Here is a 497-nt window from a genome sequence, read left to right as displayed (position 1 = left end):
GCTGACAGAGAGCACCGTTGGCGGACGCCGCCAGAGACCACCGATGGATCACCGACGGCGGCGGACGCCGACGACGTGAACACGACATGCCCGGACCGTGGGCTGATGGCGACAACACCGCCGGCGCGCGGAAACTTCCGTGGCCTCCGCCCGCCATGCCCCGGTTCTCGCCACGCCGGCCGCCCGGCTCGCCCGCGGCCCGTCGCCAGCGCCTGGTCCGGTCCGGTCCCCGGTCCGGTCCGGTCCGGTCCGGTCCGGTCCGGTCCGCGGTGACGTTACCTGCGGCCCGCGGCCCCGGCTCTGGGCCCGCCTGCTCTCTTCCCGTTCCGCGCGTCCTGCCGGCCATTGCCATTGCCATTGCCGTTGCCATTGCCGGCGGCGACACCGGCCGCCCCCGCACCGTCCGGGCCGGCCCCGTCCGTGGCGCCTCTGTCCGTGGTGGGGGTGGCCGGGCCGGCGGCGGACCTGGCCGGGCGGCCGGTACCCCGGCCGGCGCC

1 pseudogene is annotated in these 497 nt (G+C 77.5%); it reads right to left on the bottom strand.

What is annotated here, in order from left to right:
* Positions 1–275: 275 nt before the first annotated feature.
* Positions 276–497 (bottom strand): annotated as a pseudogene (locus NBW84_RS22835) (Ku protein); the annotation flags it as partial.

Source organism: Protofrankia sp. CiP1_Cm_nod2, assembly GCF_920664355.1.
In the GTDB taxonomy this organism is placed as follows: domain Bacteria; phylum Actinomycetota; class Actinomycetes; order Frankiales; family Frankiaceae; genus Protofrankia.
Note: the sequence above shows the minus strand (reverse complement) of the source record. Positions and strands in the feature narration are given on the sequence as shown.